The 22,318-nt window shown below is 67.3% G+C and carries 12 protein-coding genes; 4 read left to right on the top strand and 8 right to left on the bottom strand.

What is annotated here, in order from left to right; genetic code table 11:
• Positions 1–107 precede the first annotated feature (107 nt).
• The gene (locus tag OHS33_RS36625) at positions 108–761 is read left to right on the top strand and encodes a hypothetical protein (protein WP_330334738.1); all 654 of its coding nucleotides are present in this window, start codon (positions 108–110) and stop codon (positions 759–761) included.
• On the opposite strand, the gene OHS33_RS36620 is transcribed toward OHS33_RS36625, so the two are convergent.
• The 4 genes from OHS33_RS36620 to OHS33_RS36605 form a co-directional block, all read right to left on the bottom strand.
• Positions 715–1,731 (bottom strand): SagB family peptide dehydrogenase, encoded by a 1,017-nt coding sequence (locus OHS33_RS36620; RefSeq protein ID WP_330334737.1) that lies wholly within the window; start codon positions 1,729–1,731, stop codon positions 715–717. The two genes, OHS33_RS36625 and OHS33_RS36620, sit on opposite strands and share 47 nt — an antisense overlap.
• Positions 1,728–2,726 (bottom strand): radical SAM protein, encoded by a 999-nt coding sequence (locus OHS33_RS36615; RefSeq protein WP_330334736.1) that lies wholly within the window; start codon positions 2,724–2,726, stop codon positions 1,728–1,730. The genes OHS33_RS36620 and OHS33_RS36615 overlap by 4 nt, the downstream gene beginning before the upstream one ends.
• Positions 2,723–5,386 carry a YcaO-like family protein gene (locus OHS33_RS36610; protein ID WP_330334735.1) on the bottom strand — a complete coding sequence of 888 codons (2,664 nt, stop codon included), beginning with the start codon at positions 5,384–5,386 and terminating at the stop codon, positions 2,723–2,725. The genes OHS33_RS36615 and OHS33_RS36610 overlap by 4 nt, the downstream gene beginning before the upstream one ends.
• A 65-nt stretch (positions 5,387–5,451) precedes the next feature.
• Positions 5,452–6,060, bottom strand: coding sequence for a glycine-rich domain-containing protein (locus tag OHS33_RS36605; RefSeq protein WP_330334734.1), 609 nt, complete (start codon positions 6,058–6,060; stop codon positions 5,452–5,454).
• A gap of 1,146 nt (positions 6,061–7,206) precedes the next feature.
• Here OHS33_RS36605 and OHS33_RS36600 point away from each other — a divergent pair.
• On the top strand, positions 7,207–7,698 hold the full coding sequence (locus OHS33_RS36600; protein WP_330334733.1) for a 2'-5' RNA ligase family protein: 492 nt from the start codon (positions 7,207–7,209) through the stop codon (positions 7,696–7,698).
• A 127-nt stretch (positions 7,699–7,825) separates the two neighbouring features.
• Here OHS33_RS36600 and OHS33_RS36595 read toward each other — a convergent pair whose 3' ends face one another.
• The 4 genes from OHS33_RS36595 to OHS33_RS36580 all read right to left on the bottom strand — a co-directional run bounded on the left by OHS33_RS36595 (position 7,826) and on the right by OHS33_RS36580 (position 10,175).
• Complete coding sequence (locus OHS33_RS36595; protein ID WP_330334732.1) at positions 7,826–8,071, bottom strand: DUF465 domain-containing protein; 246 nt, start codon at positions 8,069–8,071, stop codon at positions 7,826–7,828.
• Between the two features lie 122 nt (positions 8,072–8,193).
• Positions 8,194–8,475, bottom strand: coding sequence for a hypothetical protein (locus OHS33_RS36590; RefSeq protein ID WP_330334731.1), 282 nt, complete (start codon positions 8,473–8,475; stop codon positions 8,194–8,196).
• 200 nt (positions 8,476–8,675) lie between these two features.
• Entirely contained in the window at positions 8,676–9,065 is a 390-nt protein-coding gene (locus tag OHS33_RS36585) for a hypothetical protein (RefSeq protein ID WP_330334730.1), read from the bottom strand.
• A 276-nt stretch (positions 9,066–9,341) separates the two neighbouring features.
• Positions 9,342–10,175 (bottom strand): hypothetical protein, encoded by an 834-nt coding sequence (locus OHS33_RS36580; protein WP_330334729.1) that lies wholly within the window; start codon positions 10,173–10,175, stop codon positions 9,342–9,344.
• 282 nt (positions 10,176–10,457) lie between these two features.
• Here OHS33_RS36580 and OHS33_RS36575 point away from each other — a divergent pair, with 282 nt between their 5' ends.
• The gene (locus OHS33_RS36575) at positions 10,458–10,757 is read left to right on the top strand and encodes a hypothetical protein (protein WP_330334728.1); all 300 of its coding nucleotides are present in this window, start codon (positions 10,458–10,460) and stop codon (positions 10,755–10,757) included.
• A gap of 1,263 nt (positions 10,758–12,020) precedes the next feature.
• Complete coding sequence (locus OHS33_RS36570; RefSeq protein WP_330334727.1) at positions 12,021–21,980, top strand: LamG-like jellyroll fold domain-containing protein; 9,960 nt, start codon at positions 12,021–12,023, stop codon at positions 21,978–21,980.
• The last annotated feature ends 338 nt before the right edge of the window (positions 21,981–22,318 follow it).

Here is a 22,318-nt window from a genome sequence, read left to right as displayed (position 1 = left end):
CTCGCTCGCGCTTCCGAGTCCGACACGGCCCGTTCAGCCTGAGGGGCTTCGACATGCTCGCGGGCTACAGTTCTTGAACACAGCCCGTGGCCCAGGAAGGGAGTCCGATGCAGAGTGCGGCGTCCAAGGACGTGGTTGAGTTCATCGGGCGGAACCTCGTTGGCAGAACTCTGACCTCCGAGCCGATCAGCACGCGCACCCACGAGGGCCGTGTGGAGACGACATACGCAGACCAGACCTTTTTCAGCAACTTCGTCCAACGTACGAACGGATTCGACTTCGACTTGACGGTGATCACGCGCGGTCGCCGGTTCGACCTCGACGCTAACGACCACCCCGGTGAGCCTGCTGGAACCTTGGACGCGGTCCGGGTGTACCGGTATGAGATGACCGAGCGCCTGAGCACTGGCCGGCTCCTGGGCTTCGCCCGGTACATCAGCTCAACGAACACACACTTCGACCCGCTCGCGGGGACCATCTTCCTGGTCCAGATGCGGGTTGACGGTGGCGCCTTGCTCGTCACTGAACGCCAGGTCGGATACGGCGACTTCCCGGCGCCTGGCGGCGGCCGCAAGCCGCAGGCGCTGGACTGCCGCTACCGCTACCGCCTCGACGACAGGGGGGGCCTCTCGGTCGAGTTCGACCAGGAGTCCTTCGAAGTCGACGCGGAGTCGTTCGAGCGGCGGCCGAGCAACGATCATTTCCCCACCCAGGTCAGTCGCGAGTTGTTCGACCTGGAGGGCGCGCCCGTGGTGGGCTAGCCGGCCCGACGACCAGCTCTCCGACCACGGGCTCGATCAGGTCGTCCGCTCCGATCACCTCGGCGAACAGATGATCCGGGCAGCCGCCGCCGAGCGCGCACATCGCTAGGCCCAGGTACTCGGCCACCAGGTAGAACGTCTGGAACAGCCCGCCTACTTCCTTGAGTACCAGGCTGTAGGCGAGTTCGCCGTACGTACTGCTCGCCCGCTCGAAGCGGCTGGTGACCACGATCGCGACGGGTGCCCGCTCGGCACCCGCAGCCGCCGCTGCCCTGGCGAGCACCGGCTTGTGCGCGTCCGGTGAGATGAGTTCGAGTGCGTGCGTGTCCGGCAGGTACCGGTAGATCCCAGCCGGCACGCCAGCCACCGTGTCCGGCGCGACGACGGGATATAGCTCGAGGCTGTAGGCGGCGCCGCCGGAGGGGTACGGGCGGGAGACCACATCGGGTCCAGCAGCACGGTTGCGGGCGGTGAGCCACAGGAGGCGGCCGAGATCGTGCATGAGCCCGTCCGGCCACGACCGCCGGGACCTGCGGGCGTTCAGGAGGCACGGCAAGTTCTGCGACATCGGCTCCGTGGGCCGTTCGAGCCGCAACACCGCGCTCTCCGGCCGGGCCGGTACGACAGGTGGTGACACCGGCGGTGCTCCGCTGCGGACCACTGCTCGGGAGCGGCGGTGGAACGTGAACGAGTCGACGTCCCACCGTGCGGACTCGATCGCGGCGACCTGTGCGGGCGCCACCAGGACGGCGGCCGACCGTAGTTGCGAGACCAGCGGATCCACGTCGATCAGGGGGAACTGCGCCCGTACCTCAGATGCGGTGCTGGGTCGGGCGAAGGCGTGCATCAACGCGAGGACTTCGGCTTCCGAGGTGGATAGCGTCACGACGTGGCCAGCGGCCGAGATCTCCAGCCGCCCGCTCACCCAGCGAACCCTCGCCAGCGGCGAAATGACCAGCGGAGTGCTCACGGGAAGGCTGGTCGGCGCTCGATGCGCCGCTGGTCGTCCGCATCGCCGAACATCAGGTCGAGCTGTCGGGTGGCGTCCGCCCATGCCTCCATCGTCCGTGCAGGCCCGAGCAGGCCAGTGACGCGCGGGTCGGTCCAGCGGGCCATCGCCCGCCGCCACAGCGTAGTGCCGGGCTCGTCCAACAGGCTGCCCACGGTACCCTCGTACACCGGCATCGCCCGCACCCGCCCGTCGGGCTCCACCTGCATCGCCGGGATCTCGCCCCGGACGAGCCGGTCTGGGCGCATCTGGAACATCTCGTTGTCGCTCACCACGAGGTCGGCCGGTCCGTGGGCTCGCAGCATGTCTGCGTAGGACTCATCCCGGAGCAGCATGAGTTGCCGGGATGTCACGATCTCATGGGCGACGAAGCCTTCGCGGCTGGCGAGTCCGATCGGCATCGCCGCGCCGAAGAACACGTAGTCCAGGGACGGAAGTCGCATGGCCACCAGGCGGCAGAAATCCGGCATCTCGTCGAAGTTCGACCGCGTCACCGTGTAGTCCACGCCGACCGCCAGCTCAGGCTGCCCGGCCGCCGCGGCGGACAGGCGCGCGGCGGCGTCCACGGCACGGTCGAACGATCCGGCCCGGCCGCGCAGCCGGTCGTGCGTCGCGGCGATCGCCCCGTCGATGCTGACTGTGACGTTGGACATCACCTCCACAACCGCGGCCACGCTCCGGTCGGGGAGATGCCAGCCGGACGTGTACAGATGAACCGACACGCCGCCGCTCCGCAGCCGCTCAGCCACTTGGAAGATCTCCGGCACCACCAGCGGCTCACCGCCCGACAGCACTACGGTGCGCGGGTTCAGTTCGACCAGGGCGTCGACCACCCGGGCGAGGTCGGGCCAGCTCAACTGTCGCGAGGGGCGACGGCCGGACTCGGAGTAACAGTGCTCGCAGCGCAGCGGGCATGCGTAGGTCATGTCCCAGACCACCGCCGCCGGAGCGGTCATCGTCTCCCCCTGGGCAACAGGTCCCGGATACAGGTGACGCGCCCGCGGTCGCCGGTGCAGAGCGGGTTCGTCGTCTCCGAGCCAGGGATCACGGCCCGTACGGCGTACGCCGGTGCGATCTTGTCGACCGTGAGGTCCACGAGGAGGACCTGGCCAAAGCCAGCGGCCTCGATGGCGCCCACCATCCATCGCAGCTCGTCGAGAATGTCGTCCACCACGTACCCAGTGACTGCGTCGAAGCCCTGGGTCGGCCGGTCGTTGCCGAACCAGAACGCATGCGCGGCAAGACGCCCGGTTCGCGGCCGCTCGTGGCGGCCGAGGCTCCGCGCCTGCAGCGAGTAGTCCTCCCGACCTCCGGCGATGTATCCGGCCTTGGTTTGCGCGGCCTCCAGAAGCGCCATCGTCGCTGCGACCTCGGGGTCCGGATGAGTCGCGAACCCGTCGGACACCGTGCTGCGCCCACCCGAGAAGGGGTCCTCGAACACCCGGGCGTAGAACGTCGGCACCCGAACCTCGGAGGTGATATCGAGCAGGCGCACACTCATCCCGCCACGCTCGTACTTGGTCACGATCCGGCGCGGAACATCCGGCAGGGACTCAAGGTCAAGGAACCGGAACTCCCGGCAGCCGACTCCGCCCGGGTTGTCGATCTCCAGCTCGGCGAGGCGGGTGGCGTGCCGCTCAACCAACTCGGCGACCGCGTGGGTGGCCGCCTCCGCCAGGCTAAAGCCGGATCCCAGACCATTGGAGGAAAAGACCTTTCCTCCCAGCCGCGGCGAGTAGAGGATGTCCCCCGGCAGCCTGCCACCGACCAGGACAGCGGTCGGGACCAGCACCGTCCGCCCGCTGACCAAATCGACCGTCTCCGCCCACTCCAGCTCAGCCTGAGAGGTCCACCGGCTGTCGAAAGGCAGCCCCAGCTGGTCCGGCGCCACGACTGTGGCGCCTTCTGCCACCGCGCGCTCATAAGAGGCCCGTAGCGCCGTCGGCGGACGGAAAGCGTCCTGCGCCTGAATCTCCGCTTCCTCCATGATGGCGCCCGTCTTCGCGGCGTCGACCGTCTCCGCCTTACCGCTCGCGAAGCTCGCCGACCAGCCGCTGCGCTGCGCGAACGCCTGGGCGATATGTACGCCCAGCGTGGTCAGCTCTCCGACCATGCCGACGCGCACCACGCCCAACTGCCGGGCAATATCGTCAGCGATGACGCGGACTTTGTCCGGGTCGCAGGAGAACCGGCGAGATCCACTCGCCTTCGGGGTCGGCACCAGCCCGATCCCCAGACCGCTCCACGGCCCCGCCAGGCAGACCGGGACTTCCGGGCGTTCCAAGACCTCGACCAGCGGTGCGGTCGCACGCCGAGCCAGCGCGAGCTCTCGTGCAGCACCGTCGAGCGCGGTGCGGGAAACGCCGAGCACACCGAGGTCCGAGCTCGCCTGCGGCCAGGACACTGCCGGACGCAACCGGGTGATGCACCGCCGCGCCTCTTCGTACTCCGCGGCGGTCGGCTCGCCGTGAGCGGCCGCCTGGCGGGCGAAGTGGCGGACCGCACCCAGCCGGAGGACCTCCCGCTTGAGCGCGAGGTCGTCAATCCACAGACCAGTCCGCAGCGCCTTACTCATCGCTGCCGTGGGGTGCCTGCCGACCGCCGCCACCAGCCGGGCCACCGTGACTTCGGCGTGCAGCGAGTCCGACACGTCCTCCAGCCCCAGCCCGAGGTCGCCCATGGTCACGTGCGTCTCCTCGGGCGATTCCCAGCCCCACTGCAGCCGCACGAAATCGAGCAGCGACTGCGCCGGATCCCGCGCGCCGTCGGCCAGCGCGTCCGGCGAAAGCGACAGCGACAGCCGTCCGCCGCCCGCCGTCAGACGCAGCAGCGCAGCACGGGCCATGGCGTCGAACCGCCCGGTCACCTTCAGGAACTGCACGAGGTCGGCGAAGGACACTGCGTCGCCGCTCTCCCACACGTGCAGGCGCGCGTCGGCGGCTTCGCGGTCCCGTACCCTCGTCGTCTCGTACGTGGGCGCGTCGGCGACGACGAGCTCGCCGGTCTCGGCGCGGACGGCCCGCGGCACCTGCCCGGCGGCCACATACTCAAGCAGCAGCTGGGCGTCTTCCCGCTTGAGGTCGAACCGCCGCAGCAAAGCGATGGTCTCGCCCGCGTCGGCCTTGGCGGCCAGCGACGGAGCATCGAAGATCGCCTCGTATGTCCGGTCCGTAAAGTGCAACATCTGGGCCGCCGCCACGATGTCGTCGCCGGCACGAGGGGCGAGGGTGCCGGTGCGCACCAGGCGTCCGACCGCGTACCGGACATTGACCAGCGGCACGGTCAGCGCCCGGTACGTTTCCTCCTCGAACAGGACCGCGACCTCGTCGTCCCGTTCGATCACCCCGTCGCGGTACATCTCGTGGATCCGGCCGATGCCTACCACCGCCGGGATCTCGGTGGCGCGCAGCGCGCCCATGCTGGCCGCTCCCAAGACCACCACCCCGCGGGAGAGGGCGGCACGGATCTCGCCCGGGCTGATCGCCAGCACGTCGGCGAAAACGCCGTCGATGATGCCGACAAGCGTCCCCGACGCGACAGCATCCAGGTCACCGCGCCGGATCGGCGGTCGGTAGTCGGCCTCTGAGAGCACCTGCTCGGCTACCGAGCGGGGCAACGAGGGACCAAGGAAGATGACAGGTCGGCGGTCCAGCGTCTTTTCCTTCCAAGCTCGTGGCCGGTCTACTCGCCCGGCTCCTCGAGCGACAGGGGCGTGATCGGCTTCCGCGGCAGGTCCGGGATGTCCGGGTCGAAGCTTTCCGGACTGATGATCTTGTTGCAGTGCTGCCCGCTTTTACATGCCTGCGGAAACGCGTAAACCCGCCCCGGATCGACGGTGGATCCGGCGCCGCCGACCGCCTTGTCGATGGTGAGCCGCTTCTTCGTCGAGTACGGCTCCCCGAATGCTTCCTCGTAGAGGTCCTGTGTTGCCGAGAACATCGCAACGTTCTCCAGCCACTCGTCGCCATCCTTGTCGAGACCGAAGTACGGGTCGTGGTGAAGGAAGTAACCGAAGAGGAGCTGGCAGTCCTCGGCGTATTTGCGCGTGTCCAGGATGTGCTGGTGCCAGTATTCGTCGAGCGCGTGGTCGACGGAGAGCGTGGTGTGCGGGTGCAGCAGGTTCAGCACCAGGAACCGGCGGTACCTCTGCTCGGCCTCGGCGAGGGCCTCCACGGTCCATGTTTCCGGGTCGTCATCCTGCAGCTTGCGGTTGATCGGCTTGAGGTCAACCTGGTCCACCAGGGCAACCGCCGCGGCAACGTCCTCCCGCGAGGGCGTGACCGTGCCCATCCCATCACCCTCTCTCCACAGTCTGCCGACACAACGAAACTGTCCTACGCGCATGGTCGGGTATCAGTGCGACGCTGAGCCCAATCATATACCAAGTGTAGTCGAACCGTCGCTTTCCGTGACACTAGCGGGGGTGGCGGTGCATACCCACGGTGGCGTCGCGCGCTTGCGACAGCCCGATGTGTTTGGGTGCTCTGGGTCGGCACGCACGTCCGGCGGCCGAGCTGGGTGGTACCCGCCACGCACTCCTGACCGCAGGCGACTGCTACACACATCGGCCCCGGACTCCTGACCTTGCTCCAGAGGCTGCAACGCAGGCGTTCCCTCCTTGGTTGCGAGTCCGGTGACCAGCACGGCCCTCGCCAGCACGGTCGCCCACGTCGGGTCGGTGCACACTTGCCGGGGACGTGCCAGTTCTTCAGGTGGGCAACCCCGTGCCCGACCGGTGCCCGGACGGCCGCCAATGCCTTGTTGGACAGCTTCTGCCCTCGCGCCAGAGGCCGGTTCCGGGCGGCCTTGTAGCCTATGTTCACCGCCGGGTCGATGCCGGGCCGCTGTCGCCAAGTCCGACGAATCCCAGGTCGGCGATCGCTCCGAGGCCGGCCGCCCGCAACTTCTGCGTGAGCTTGTCGTGACGGCAGGCGGTGATCTCCGAGGTCCGCCCGGGTCTGACCGCGGAGACGTATACCAGCCGGCCCCCTCTCGGCGACCACCAGTTCCTCCCGCTCGGCCTGGATTTCGCTGAGCTGCTTGGCCAGCTCCTCGGTGAGCGCGTCCAGTTCACTCCGGCGAGCTGTGATCCGTTCCAGCTCCTACTCTCCCGGCGTGCCGGCCCGGTCACGGACCGTAAGAGCGACACGGCGGTCGGCGCAGCAGAACCCGCCAAAGCTTCCAGCCAACAAGCCAGACGATCTTCACCGTGGACACCGGCCAACGACCAGCGCGAGTATCTCGCCCGCCCCTCACGCCACACCCGTGACGCAACTTCACGATGCACACCACTCTGTGAGCCGGACAGTACAAAGGACAAGATCGTGAGACAGAAATGCCGCGTCCCTCGAATGAGACGGCGGATAAAGCCCAGGTCACCGCAGCGGAGCGGGCCATTCCGAATGCGGGCCTACACCGTATCGGGAGCTCGTCACGATGCCCGGCCTGGAGCCGGTACCCGCAGCGTGGGCGCACCTTACGCTCCTTCACGCCGGCCCCGACGATCAGTACACGCCCGAGGAGATCGCCAGGGTCATCGAGCTGTTACGGGCCGGGGCCGCCTCGGTACCTCCGTTCGATATCGAGCTTTCCCGCCCGTCCGTGGGCAAAGTCGCCCTGGAGATGGCGGGACGGCCCGGCGCGCCATCGCGACGCCTCTGGGAGATTGCCACGGCGGCATTCGAGGCGGTGGCCCCGAAGCGGTGGCCGCTCATCCCCGAACAGCACGCCCCTCACATGTCGATCGCATACGGCCCCAGTTCGGCCGCTAAGGCCAACCCCACTCTAATGAAAGTGTGGTTGAGCGATCACGGACCGGGACCGGTGACCCTGCGCGCGGAGAAGGCAGTGCTGGTGTCCGAGCGACACGACGGCGCGCGCATCACGTGGACTCACATCGCTGAGGTTCCTCTCGGGGCCGCCTCGTGATCCCGCAGACGCATGCGGACGCCCCGCTCGCCTGCGCGATGTGCGATCTCCTCCCGGCAGGGAGCAGCGTGTGGTGGCGGGCGGCCGCCACCCTCTACCGGGTGGCGGCCCGCGATTCTGCTGTGGGTCAGGCGCCTTCCGGCAGGGACGGGCGGACCATCTCCTCGATCTTGGTCTTGATCAGGAGACGTTCCCTGCGAAGCCTGGCGACCTCGCCGTCGGCCGCTCCGTTGCTCTCGGCCGCGCTCACCTCACGCTCCTTGGCCCGGTACTCCTTGTAGAGCTGGTTGAGGTCTCGGTCCCTGTCCACCATGGCAGCGAACGCATCCTCCGGTACGTTCAGTTCCGTCAGGAGATCCTGGGAGTAGGCCACGCTGACACTCCATTCAATCTGAGAGGGCTACCGCAGGCGCGGAACGATCAGCGTATGCCCCGGTCCGGCACAGTCGCGCTCCGTTCACTCCAAAGATCCCCAGGGCGACAAGGAACGGTTCCCTAGCGGTGGATGACCGCGCACGGCTCCCCCTGCACGACGTTGAACTCGACGCACAGCTTCGTGCCGTGGGCGAACTTCTTGCCGCCCCTCCACGTCCAGCCGACGAGGGACGCTTTGGTCAGGGCTGCGCCCACCGGGGTGGCGTCCTTCCACCCGGTGAGCTTCGAGCGGTACCCGTCCGGGTCGTACGTGATCAGGCGGGCGCGTACCCCGGTCCCGTGGCCCTCCATGAAGGCGGCTACGTCATCGCCCCGCAGGCCCTTGCCTCGGACCGACAGCAAGCTGATCGCTGCACCTGGCCGGACCCGACCACTCCAGGAGTGCTCGCCGGAGCAATCCGATCTCATCTCCAGAGAGCAGTTCACTCGCCGCAACTTCCACAAGCTCATAGCCATACCCAGAACCCCCGGGCCCGACGATCTTACGAATGACCGCCTCAGACCCACGCTTGGAAGGTAGGACAAGCTCAGTAGATGTCGTACTACCTGAGCGACTTCAGCCGGCCGAGGGTCTCGTGGAAGTCCTTCAGTGCTGCGGAGAGTTGGGCAGCGTCAGCGATGACGTCAGGGTGGAGGAGGCCACCGACCCTCCCGTCTTGGCGCAGCACAAGTGCTCCGGATTCCCAGTGACGCACTGGTCGTACGAGCTCCGAGAGGAGGGGTGCGGCGAGTGCGTCACGGGCGTTCTTGTCCATGTCGTCAAGCAGGCCCCACAGCCAGACACGCTCGTTCGGCTGGGGGTCGAAGAAGATGTCACCGACGTCGTCGAAGCTCAGAGCGATGCTGCTCCGGTCGTCGAGCTGGTAGCTGGACGTGTCCGCGCCGAGCTGGTCGAGTGCCGCGAGCAGGGTCTCTTTGAGGGAGGTGCTCAAGGTAGGCCTTCCGGTGAAGGGGAACAGCTCGTTCGAGCCGCCGGCCCATCCTGGCAAACGATCTTGCCGTGCGTCTCGGAAGTGATCAATTCGGCCGATGACGCACACCGAGCGGACCGCACCGGACTGGGGTGTGGGTCGTGAACCAGAAGCAACGCCGCGACCGCCTCGACCAGGCGCAGCCGCTCCACCCGAGCGCCGCCCATCACCGCCACCAGCACCACCCCCCGCCCCGGTATCGTCAGCCCGACCAGCCGGACGCCGATGGCCGGGGGTTTAGCAGTTGCTGATCAGCTGGGCGCTGCCGGAGCCAAGCTGAAGTGTCCCTGAGGAAGGCGTTTTCTCGTGATAGACGGCTGCCGGGATGCGGGCCGCGGAACGCGTCAGCAGCTCGACCACCTGATCGTGTTCAGTGTCGGAGCGGGCGTCCCAGACGAGCCGGTGCGGGCGGGTGGGGTGACCAGTGACCCAAGCAGGGCTGAGGTCGAAGCGGTACCACAGTGGCATGGAGCGCATCAGGAGTGCGCTGCGCAGCGGGGTGCTTGCGGTGTACCCCCAGCATTCACAGTGCGCGGCTTCTTCGTTGGTCAGAGCGTCGTGCCGCCACAGCGGGGAACGCCCTTCTTCCTGATGCCAGCTGGTCTCCTGCCGGAAGATCATGCGGGCGATATCCATGCCGCGCCATCGGTGCGCGTCTACAAGGTCGAGGCGTCCGCCTGTGGAGAGGTGGATCAGGCGTACCCGTCGGCAGTTGTAGTCGATCATTCGGAGGCCGGGGATCCCGCACACTCCGTGGTCTTCGTGGAGGAAGGGCAGGATTCGGCTCGCGATGCGGCAGGCGGTGTTGGTGTGGATCTCCAGGTGGCCGGGCTGGTGGCAGATGGCGTTCAGATATCCGCTGATGCTGGCCATCGCGCTCTTACCCGGCTGCTCGAATAGGTGCGGGTGCTCACGGGTGCTCATCAGACACTCGAAGAGGATGGCCTGGAAGGCGAGTTGTCCGCAGTCGGTGGGATCTAGAGTCGGACGGCTGCTCTTTGTCTGGATTCGTCCCAGGTACAGAAGGCGCGCGAGTTCCTTGCTGATCCGCTGGTCGGTCGTGTGCGGCATAGGGTTCCTGCTCCGGCTGCCCCCCGGGCGGCAGCCGTGGAGGAAGTTACGCACGGACGCCGAGAAACGCTTGTTGCGGGACTGGGCATCACACCCTTGAGACATCTGCGCCTCCGCCCGGGCGGATCGCTCGCCTCCAGGCCGTCCCTGGCCTGGAGGGTCCAGAGTACTGAACTCGACGCGGCAGATCAGGCGACGCGCCGCACACGGCGCCACGTCCCCCAGCGGCACGACAATTGGTCCGTCGCGCTCGTTCACCGGGAGACCGTCGCTTTGACGCGCGTGGTCTGCCGAGCTGTCGCAACCAAGCGCACTCGAACGGCACTTCGCACCCCGCTCGCGGAACTCCTTGCCACCCGGATCCGCTCGCAGAGCGAGTTCGCCGAGACCGAAGTCCCGTACGGGAAGGCCTATGCCGTGGCGGCGGCAGGCTGCTCCCCTGCCGAGCTGACCGAGATCGGTGCCACCGAGCCGACGCCGCGGCCCCGCACCCGGCGGTCCAAGTCCATCGACAAGGCTGCCCCTGCCGCTGCGCGCAACTCAGACACCGAGATTCCCGTGCAGACTCCCGTCAACGCCTGACCTTGCTGTTCACCAGGGCAGGTACTGCTCGCCGGACAGCTGAGGTTCAGACCGGCATCCGCCACATGGCATGCGTGGCCAGCGCCGCCGCCGACCGCGGGCAGTCCGGGAGGTGAAAGACAGCCAGCAGCGGAGGAGGGCCGGTACGTGGCGGGCGACGGATGCCCCATTCCGGGCCCGCCATACGCGCGGACCGTACCCCCGCCGTCGATCCGGACCCTGCATGAGGCGAGCGCACCGCCCGGACGGGGCTGATGGGGGGCGGGCTGCTGCCGCGATGTGGCTGGCCACGTCGTGACCGCTCCGCGCCGACGCGGCAGCGGGGTTACCCCTTCGGGTCAGCGGTGCACCTCGCGAGCCATGTCCAATATCGTCACGCACCTTCCTTCGCTTCAGGTCGTCGGCTCTGCAGATCGGTCCCCACTTCTCGCGGGGGTGATGAGGTGGAACCGTCTTCGACTCTGCTGCGTCTGAAAAAACTATCCAGGGCGGCCCGAAAGCGAGTCCGACATGAATGACCTTTCTCACATTCCCGGCGGATGCGGCCTTGACTTACTACCTGACTGATCGCCATTTACTCGGACTTTATATCCCCATCATGGGTTCTGGGTGGTTGATCAGGCGTCAGCGCGCTCCTATGGGGATCCTGTGTAACTCTTGTGCAGCGATCCACTGCCTAGATAGGAATGTCCTCCTCTTGATCGTTCTTGGTGGGGGCTTTCCTTGCGTATCTTGCGTCCGCTCGTGTTCTTCGTGGCGTTCCTGGTGGCCGTCCTGGCCTGTACGGAGCAGGCCGCCCTGGCAGTGGCTCGCTGGGCCGAATCCAGACCCGGGCCTGGCCCTGGTGGCAGACCCGAGCAAGCTTGGGGCACGGCTCGGGGGCGCGGTCACGATGCCGCCGGGGGCGCGACCGAGGCTGCCGCGGCCGGTGGAGGCAGCGGTGCGTTGAAGGCACCCGGTGAGCTCACACTGGACGCGGCCGCGTCCCGGCTCAAGCTTGGCGTCGAACCTCATGTCCCTTCGGTGCCGACCAAACCGATCCCGGCGCCCGAAGCTCCCGCGCCGAAGGGATTCGACTCCAAGGCGAGCAAGGAGGTGCCCGAGAAGCGCTCGGAGCGTGCGCGCACGTTCGTCAATCAGGACGGCACGCTGACGACTCGCTTCTACAATGATCCCGTCAACTTCCTTTCCCGCGAAGGGAAATGGAACGAGATCGACACGCGGCTGGATAAGCCTGGTAAGCCCGCCAGTGGTACGCGGACGATGAGCGTCTCCGATTCGGGCTGGGAGCCCCAGTCCACGGCGGAAGCAGTGCACTTCTCCGAGTACGCAGATGCGGAGACGGTCGCCCGCCTCGGCGTGAGCGACACGGCGTCCCTCGGCTACGGGGTCGAAGGCGCCTCCCATTCTCTGGGAAGGGTCGACGGGAGCGTCATCACCTACCCGGAAGTGAGGCAGTCTTCCGACCTGGAGCTGATAGCGGGCAGTGACTCCATCAAGGAGACGCTGCTCCTCAAGGACAAGTCGGCTCCCACACAGTGGCGCTTCCCCCTGGCGCTGAACGGCCTGACCGCGAAGCTGGACGGGCTGGGCGGGATCGCGTTCACGGATGCTGCGGGCAAGCAGCAGGGCTGGATGCCCGCGGGCTGGATGGAGGACTCCCACCGCGGCGAGACCTCCAACGAGGGCGTCATCTCCTCCGGAGTGACGTACACGCTCGAGAACTCGGGCGGACGCCAGGTCCTGGTGGTCTCCCTGGACAAGGACTGGCTGTCCGCTCCTGAGCGTGTATTCCCCGTGAAGGTGGACCCCTCGGCGACCGGTGTGAAGAGTACGTCCGGCACCTACGTGGAGTACCCGTACAACCAGAACTTCGCCAGCGACACCGTCATCAAGGCCGGTACGTACGACGGCGGGTCCCACAAGGCCGCGGGCTTCTTGCGCTTCGACGGGATGAACACTGGCGACCTCAAGAACGGGTACGTGATCAGCGCGAACCTGGCGCTGTACAACTCTTGGTCAGGGTCGTGTACCCCGAACCCGGTGACGGTCCACGAGGTCACCTCGGACTGGTCGGAATCCACCACCTCCTCCTACCCCGGGCCGGCGACCGGGGCGGCTCTGGGTTCCAAGAGCTTCGCCCACGGCTGGCGCCCGGCCGGTACGAACACCTGGTCGTGCGCAGCAGCCTGGGAGGGTATCCCGCTCGGCTCCGCGGGCCGTCAGCTGGTCGATGACTGGACCCACGGCCGCAAGCCGAACTACGGCCTGGCCGTCAAGGCGTCGGTCACGGACTCGACGGGCTGGAAGCAGTTCGGCTCGGACGACTACCCCAATGGCGCCCCGAGCCTGGACGTGACGTGGACGAAGTACGGGGCGGCGTACCAGTTGGGCGGCTTCGTCCAGCCGATGACGGCCACCTCCGAAGGCACTTTCAAGGTCACGGTCACCAATCAGGGCCAGCAGACCTGGGCGAAGAACAGCAACTTCAAGCTGCGCTACGACCTCTACGACGCCAACAACAAACTGCTCAACGCCACCGAATGGAGCAAGGTCCGCTGGACGGACATGCCGAACGACGTACCCCCGGGCGGTTCCGTCACTCTTGACGCGAAGATCGCGCCGCTCGCCCCCGGGACGTACACGATCGCGTGGACGATGGATGAGTACGGGGTCAACTCTTTCGCCTCCCAGGGCGTCCCCGGAGCAGCCATCAAGGTCGAGGCGGTGAACATCCCGCCCTACCTGACCGGTGCGGTTCCGCCGAGCGGTTCCCTCAGCGACACCCTCACTCCCACGCTGTGGATCGCCGCGGCTGACAAGGACCGCTTCCCCGGTGCCCTGACATATCAGTTCGAGGTGTGCGAGGTCGAGGGCAAGGACACGCGCAAGAACTGCCGCCAGTCCTCTCCCGGCCCCTCGCAGAGCTGGGCGGTGCCCGCCGGGTGGCTGACCTGGTCCAAGACGTACGCATGGTACGGGTACGCCAACGACGGACAGGCGCAGTCGGCCCGCACTCAGCCGTCGCTGCTGACCACCCAGGTCCCGCAGCCGGTGATCACCTCGCACCTGGGAGGCACCGACAGCGGCCGTAGTTTCGGCGAGCGCGCCGGTAATTACGCTACCGCCGCGACCGACGCCGCTGTGCCCGTGGTCGGCCCTGAGCTCGCGGTCACGCGCACCTACAACTCTCAGGATCCCCGGCAGGCCAACGCCTTCGGCGCCGGCTGGGCCACCCGCTGGGACATGCGCGCCAAGGCCGAGGCCGATGGAAACGTGGTCATCACCCTCGCCAACGGCAGCCAGGTCCGCTTCGGGCGCAACACGGACGGCACCTACAGCGCCCCCTCCGGTTCGACGGGCACCCTGACCTCGATCGCGGGCGGCGGATGGACACTGCGGGATGCGAGCGCGTCCCTCTTCACCTTCGACAGCGCGGGCCTGCTGACGAAGATCAAGGACGGTCACGGCCGGGAACAGCTCCTCACCTACACCGGTGATCTGCTGACGAAGGCGACGGACGCGCTGTCGAAGCGGGCGCTCACCTTCACCTGGAGCGTCGGGCATGTCAGCTCCGTCTCCACCGATGCCATCGGCCCGCAGGCCCCGGCCCTCACCTGGACCTACGCCTACAACAATGGCCGGTTGACGAAGGTCTGCCCGCCCACGTCGACCACCGCGTGCTCGGTGTACGAGTACACCGCCGGTTCGCAGTACCGCAGCACGGTGCTCGACGCCAATCCGGTCTCTTACTGGCGGCTCAACGAGAGCGAGGGCGGGAGCGCTGAAAGCGAGGCGGTCTCACCTACCGGCCTGAACGCGGGCCGCTACCGTGACGTCGTACTCGGCAGTGCGGGTGTCCTGAACGGGACGGGCAACAAGGCCGCCTCGTTCAATGGTACGAACTCCCACGTGGAGATCCCGGAAGCCACCCTGTCCTCCTCCAAGGTCCTGACCGTAGAACTCTGGTTCAAGACGGCCAAGCCCGGCGTCCTCGTCGGATTCCAGGACAAGCGGATCACCGACGAACAACCGAACAAGTGGAATCCGGCCCTGCTCATCGACACGGCCGGCAAGCTCCGCGGCGGCTTCGAACTGGCCGGCGAATGGAAGAACCCGCTGACCTCGACGGCCGTCGTCACCGACGACGCGTGGCACCATGCGGTCCTCACGAGCAGTGGCACCAGCGAGACCCTCTACCTCGACGGCCAGAGCGTCGGCTCCCGCACCGGGACGGTCGACCACACCACGAAGACGTTCGCGTACCTGGGCGCCGGCTACTCCAGCGTGGCATGGGACGGCAACACCACCCAGGGGGTCCGCTACTTCAACGGCAGCATGGACGACGTCGCCGTCTACCACCAGGCCCTGGACGCCAGCACGGTCCGCGCTCACTACGACGCGCGTACCGGCACCTCCAAGCTCACCAAGTTCACCCTTCCCTCCGGACGCACCGGCGCCCAGATCACGTACGACAGTGACACCGAACGAGCCACCCAGGTCACCGACGCGTCGGGCGGCACCTGGCAGATCTCCGCACCCCGCTACTCCGCGGGCTCACAGGCCTACGCCTCGGCCGTACAGGCGAGCAGCCCCGTCAACTACTGGCGCCTCGGCGACAGCAGCGGCGCTGCGGCAGCCGATGAGATATCCAGCGGCGGCAACGGCTCCTACCATGACGGCGTCACCCTCGGTTCCGTCGGCACGTTCATGGACGGAGACGACGGCTCGGTCACCCTGGACGGTGCCAGGGGCGCGGTGGACGTGCCCGCTGAGACCATTGGCGGCGCGACGGCCCTGGCGGTCGAGCTGTGGTTCCGCACCGACAAGCCAGGCGGAGTGCTCCTCGGGCTGCAGAACGCGGACCTCGGCAACACCCCCACGCAGTGGAATCCCAGCCTGCTCATCGGCGCCGACGGCAAGCTCCGCGGTGAACTGTGGCGCGGCGTCAAGGGCAACTCGATCACCAGCAGTGCCCCGGTGACGGACAACACCTGGCACCACGTGGTGCTCACCGGCGCCGCCGCAGGCCAGACCATGTACCTGGACGGCGCGAAAGTCGGATTCCAGGCTGGCGCTGTCACACCGCAGACCGTGGTCCAGGCCTACCTCGGCGGCGGATACTCCAGTGCCGCCTGGGACGGTCAGCCGGAGGGCACACGGTACTTCGCCGGTCAGCTCGACGAAGCCGCCTTCTACAGCAAGGAACTGGACGCCGGAACGGTCGCCGACCACTACAAGGCCCGTACCCGCTTGGTCGCCGGAAGCGGCGGCGAGTATCAGGGCGCTGTGATGGCCGACGCCCCGGTCAGCTACTGGCAGCTTGACGAGACGGGCGGCACCGTCGTCCGCAACAAGATCGCGGCAACGGCGGGCGACGGCACCTACACCAAGGCTGCTCTCGCCACCACCGGCGCGTTCGGCATCGGGGACCGTACGGCAGCCGAATTCAAGGGGGACGGCTACGCCCAGCTCCCCGGCGCCGGGATCATTCCCGACACCGACCTCTCGGTCGAACTCTGGTTCAAGACCGCGAAGCCGGGTGTGCTCCTCAGCAACCAGGACCGGCCCCTGCCAGAAGCGTCGGGTACCTGGGCGCCCGTGCTCTACGTCGGGTCCGACAACAAACTCCACGGCCAATACTTCACCGCCGGGGTCACGCCCACCAACGCCTCGGCCGCCACAGTGACCGACGACCAGTGGCACCATGCGGCGATCACCGCCCAGGGATCGACGCAGACCCTCTACCTGGACGGCACCCAGGTCGCCCAGGCCTCCAATGCACCCGTCCAGCACCAGACCAGCAAGTACACCTACATAGGAGCCGGCTACACCAAGTTCTGGCCCGCCTCTCCCGGTGACCTCAGCTACTTCACCGGTCAGATGGACGAGGTCGCCGTCTACTCGACTCCCCTCACGGGTGAGCAGATCGCCAAGCACTACAACGCCCGCACCCGCGCGTCAGGCTCTTCCCTCGCCTCGACCGTGACCGTCACCGACCCCATGGGTGTCAAGACCAGCACCACCTACGACGCCGTGCGGGGGCAGCGTCGCACCGCCTCGACCAACGCCGACGGCGGTGTGACGACGTACGCCTACGACACCGGCGGCTTCCTCCACACGGTCACCGACCCCAACGGCCACTCCGCGGTCACCGGCCACGACGAGCGCGGCAACACCGTCTCGACGACCACCTGCCGGGACAGCAACTCCTGCTGGACCGCGTTCGCCGACTACTATTCCAACCCCGCCGACCCCCTGGACCCCAGGAACGGCAAGCCGACGGCCATCCGGGACGGGCGCTCCACCGGAGCGGGCGACAACCGCTTCCGGACCACCACGTCGTACACGGCGCTCGGCCTGCCCGACACCGTGACCCTCGCCGACGGCCGCACCTCCGGCACGACCTACACCACGGGTGCCGAAGCCGCAGTGGGCGGAGGCACGACGCCCGCAGGCCTGGTCGCGACGAAGAAGAGCACGGGTGGCGCGACCACCGTGTACGCCTACTTCGCCAACGGTGACCTGGCGAAGTCGACCGCCCCGTCCGGCCTCGTCACCATCTACACGTACGACGGCATGGGCCGCAAGCTGTCCGAGACCCAGACCTCCGACAGCACGCCCGCGGGTGTGACCACGACCTCCGTCTACAACGCCATGTCCCACATCTCCTCGCAGACCGGCCCCGGCATCAGGAACGAGGCCACCGGCGTCACCCACACCGCTCAGATCAACCGCACCTACGACGCGGACGGTCTGCTGCTCACCGAGTCCACCCAGGACACGACGGGCGGGGACGCGACGCGGACGACGACGTACCGGTACGACACGCACGGCCTCAATGAGAGCGTGATCGACCCGGCCGGCAACGAGAGCATCTTCACTCACGACCCGGTGGGCCGTGTCGTGGGGGAGACGGATGCCGCGGGCAACGTCGTCACCCACTCCTTCACCAAGCGCGGCAACCTGGCCGAGTCGGTCCTGAAGGACTGGACGGGCGATCCGTCCGGTCAGATCCACGACCTGGTGCTGGTCTCCCACGCCTACGACCCGGCGGGCCGCCTCGCCTCCACCACGGACGCCATGGGCGCGACCACCGCGTTCACTTACTTCGACGACGGCCTCAAGGCCACGGTGACGGCGAAGGGCCTCACCCAGGCCGACGGAACCAAGCGCGATGTCGTTCTGGAAAGCAACGGCTACGACGGCGCAGGCAACCTCAGCAGCCAGACGACCGGCGGCGGCCGTGCCACGGCGACCCACACGGTCGACGCCACGGGGCGCACCATACGCACGGTCTTCGACCCCAACGGCCTCAACCGGGTCACGACCGCGACCTACGACGGTGACGACCGGGTCATCGAAGCGACGCAGTCGATCGACGGCTCCGACAAGAAGCTGACCATCAGCACGGCGTACGACACGGCGGGCAATCCCACGAAGTCGACCACCACGGACGGCACCGATACGCGCACCACCACCACGACCTTCGACCAGCGCGGACTCCCGCTGACCGAGACCACCCCGCGCGGTAACACCAGCGCCAGCCGCTACGACGATCTCGGCCGTCTCGTCGAGCAGACCGCACCCCAGGTACAGGCCGAGGAGAACGGCGCGGCAGCAGGCACGGTCACGCCCAAGACCCTCACCGGCTACAACACCTTCGGCGAAGCCACCGAAGCGCGCGACGCACGCGGCATGACGACCCGTACCGAGACCGACAAGCTGGGACGTCCCACGGCCGTCACGCTTCCGGACTACACCCCCGCGGGCGGAGCGAAGATCACCGCCGTCGCTCGCACGACGTACGACCAGCTCGGTCGGCGGGCCTCGACCACGGACCCGCTGGGCCGTGCGACGTACTTCGCCTACGACCAACTGGGCAACCTCGTCCGCAAGACGGATCCCTCACTCGACGGCACCGGAACAGCGCTGCAGACCCCGGGAGCTACCACCTTCAACAACACCAACACGGCATTGTCGGGCGGCGGCGTCAGCACCTACACCTGGACCCCGACCGGCCTGCCCCTCTCGGCCACCGACCCGACCGGAGCCCGCACCGAATCCACCTACGACGAACTCGGCCGCCAACTGACCGCGACCACCGTCGAACGCAAGCCCCTCCTGCAGAACCTGGTCTCCCGCTACACCTGGGACGACGCGAACAACCAGGTCGCCTCCACCACTCCCGGCGGCCGCAAGACCTCGGTCACACACAACACCGCGGGCGAAGCCATAACGGTCACCAACCCCATGGGAGGCATCACCAAGTCGGCCTACGACGGCATCGGCCGCACGACCGAGACCACCGACGCCACCGGCCGCAAGACCACGACGGCGTACAACGCACTCGGCAAGCCCACCGCCATCACCGACTACGGCACCGGCAGCACCCCGCTGCGTACGGCCTCCTCCGAATACGACGCCGACGGCAACACGACGGCTTCGCTCTCGGCTACCGGCGCGCGGCGGACCTACGCCTACGACGCGCTCGGCCGGATGACCAGCCAGACCGAGCCCGTCAGCGCGTCGGACTCCATCACCACCACCTTCGGCTACGACGCAGCGGGCAACCGCACGCGTCTCACCGACGGCCGCGGCAAGGCGACGTACTACGCCTTCACCCCGTGGGGTCTGCCGGAGTCGACCATCGAACCCGCTACCACCCAGCACTGGACCACGGACGTCCGCACCTGGACCACGGTGTACGACGCCGCAGGGCAGGCGGTCACCGAACAGCTGCCCGGCGGGGTCAAGCGCCAACGCACCTACGATGCCCTCGGCCGCCTCACCAACGAGACCGGCACCGGCACGGCCGTGACCACGCGGCCCCGCACGCTCTCCTACGACCTGGCCGGACGCATGACCGGCTCCGGCGGAGGCGGCGTTCTCTCGGACAACACCTACACCTACAACGACCGCGGACAACTGCTGTCCTCCGGCGGCCCTTCGGGCAACTCCGTCTACGCCTACGACGCCGACGGATCAATGACCTCGCGCAAGGACGCGGCAGGCACCACGGTCTTCACCTATGACACGGCCGGCCGCCTCGACTCCACCATCGACCCGCTGACGGGTTCGGGAATCTGGAGCGACTTCGACGCGGCAGGCCGTCCCAGCCAGGAGCAGTACGCCCGTAAGAACGGCGACCAGTACCAGGTCACCGCCAAGCGGGCCTACACCTACGACAGCCTCGGACGCCTCACCAAGGACGCCGTCACCAACGCGTCCGGAGGCGACGTCCAAGGCCAGGCCTACGACTACGACCTCGCCGACCAGATGCTGAAGAAGACCACCACCGGCACGACCGGGGCAGCCGCAAACACCTACTCCTACGACCTCGCCGGCCGCCTGACCTCATGGAACGACGGCACCACCAACGTTCCCTACGAGTGGGACAAGGCCGGAAACCTCACCAAACGCGGCAGCATCACCGGCACCTACGACTCCCGAAACCGCTTGGAGACCTGGGGTACCGAGAACTACGCGTACAGCGCCAGCGGTACCGAGAAGACGATCACGGACACCGCTGACGCCAACAACACCCGCCAGACCCAGTCGGACGCCTTCGAGCGCACCGTCACCAACGGGACCAGCAACTTCACATACGACAGCCTCGACCGCGTCCTGACCCACAACGGAAACGCCTTCACCTACGACGGCGGATCCAACAACCTGGTCACCGACGCCACCACCACCTACACCCGCAGCACCGGCGGCGCCCTCCTGGCCACCGCCACCACAGGCCAGGCCGACACGGCCCGCCTCGCCGTCACCAACCAGCACTCCGACCTCGTCGCCAGCCTGGGCCCCGACGGGACCGCCGTCAGTGGCTCCCGCGCCTACGACCCCTTCGGCAAGACCACCTCAACCAGCGGAACCAACCCCAACGTCGGCTACCAGTCGGGCTGGACCGACCCCACCAGCGGCGAAGTGAACATGGCAGCCCGCTGGTACCAACCGGGCACCGGCAGCTTCACCAGCCGCGACACCTGGCAACTGGACCCGAACCCATCAGCCCAGGCAAACCGCTACACATACGCCAACGCCAGCCCCCTGAACGGCACGGACCCGTCGGGGCATCGCATGATTCTCGACCGCCCCAGCGATTCGTATGTAGAGCCCGTTCGACCGCCCGTTCGGCCGCCCATTCGACTCAGCCCGCCCGGCCGACCCGGCCCCGGCTTCCGTGGCGGCGGTCTCCTGGGTCTGCTCGGAATGATCTCGCGCCCCACGACGAGTTACTCCTACTGGGCCCAGCAGTATGCTCGAACTCAGGATGACGGCCGGTGGGGTTGGAGCCCTGGCCACTTCGGCGCCTCCTGTAACCACTGGTTGTGCGGAGTTGGCACAGCTCCCAGTCGCGGTGACAACTACGAGGCGATAGGAGAAGCGGCTAGTGGGTCCAGGGGAGGCGGAGGAGGAGGCGGAGGAGGCGGACGCTGCTACACCAGGTGCAACACGCGCACCCGCGAGTACCCGCGCCACGTCCTGCCTGCGCCTCCGATCATCCAGAACCCGAACAAGGGCTCGCACGCCGTTCCGGCACCGACGCACCAGGCCACAGTCGACGGAGCTGCGGTCGGCAATGCGACTTGGACGCTCGGCGGCGGGTGGGATTCCGTGTATGGAGCTGCGGATATTCTCCGAATTCTCCAAGGCAATAATCAGCTCACCCCTGACCAGGTGACCGCACTCCAGGGCAGCGTCAACGCAGGAACCGGGCTTACCGGAAACGGAAATGGCGACGATGACCCCTGCAGCCGACCCAGGAGCGAGCGCTACGATTATCAACCGCTCGTAGATGGAGCACCCACGGGTGCGCGAGCTCTAATGTGCCCAGGCGACCTTAAGCCACCCAACTCCCGCAGTCCTCGGAAGGGCAAGTGGAACCCGCCGGGATACCTCGGGGTGAAGGATCGGAACGGCGAATGGGTTTTCAATCGCTCCCACATCATTGGGGACCGATTCCATGGCGACTGGGTGAAGGAAAACATGTTCACCGGCGTTCGGGATATGAATTTTCCCGTCATGGAGAAATGTGAGTCCAGGATGGCGGATGAGCTGGCAGCCGGACGGAAGGTGCTGTATTCGGGGCAACTCGAGTACGCCGACGGCCGGAGTAACCTCCCAACAGCGATCCGCATGGATGCAGCGACCGAAGCCGGGCAGCTATTCTCTGTTAAGATCGGCAATCGACCTGGAAAGGCGGCGGTCTGTTGAGTTTGCAAAGGCTTGAGAGAGTGCTACCGGCACTATCTTTCATTCAGTCGTCCGGATCAATCGGCGAGATCGATTGGCAGCAAGTCTTCCGAGATCTTGACACGAGGCTACCTTCGGACTACTTGGATCTAGCTCGAAAGTATCCGCCATTCACGCTGGATGAATTTCTCGCTGTACTCATCCCGAAAGCTGGAGAGGAGCAGTACTTCATTAAGGGCGTCCGAAATGGTACGCGCGAAGTGGGTGAACTCCGGAACCAAGGAAGGGCGCGCGGGTACGTTCCACACCCGGAACAAGACGGTCTCATCTGCTGGGGAAGTTCATGCGATGGGGATGGC

It is taken from the genome of Streptomyces sp. NBC_00536 (genome assembly GCF_036346295.1).
Lineage (GTDB): Bacteria > Actinomycetota > Actinomycetes > Streptomycetales > Streptomycetaceae > Streptomyces.
The sequence above is the reverse complement of the archived record's forward strand: the minus strand, read 5'-3'. Positions and strand labels throughout refer to the sequence as shown.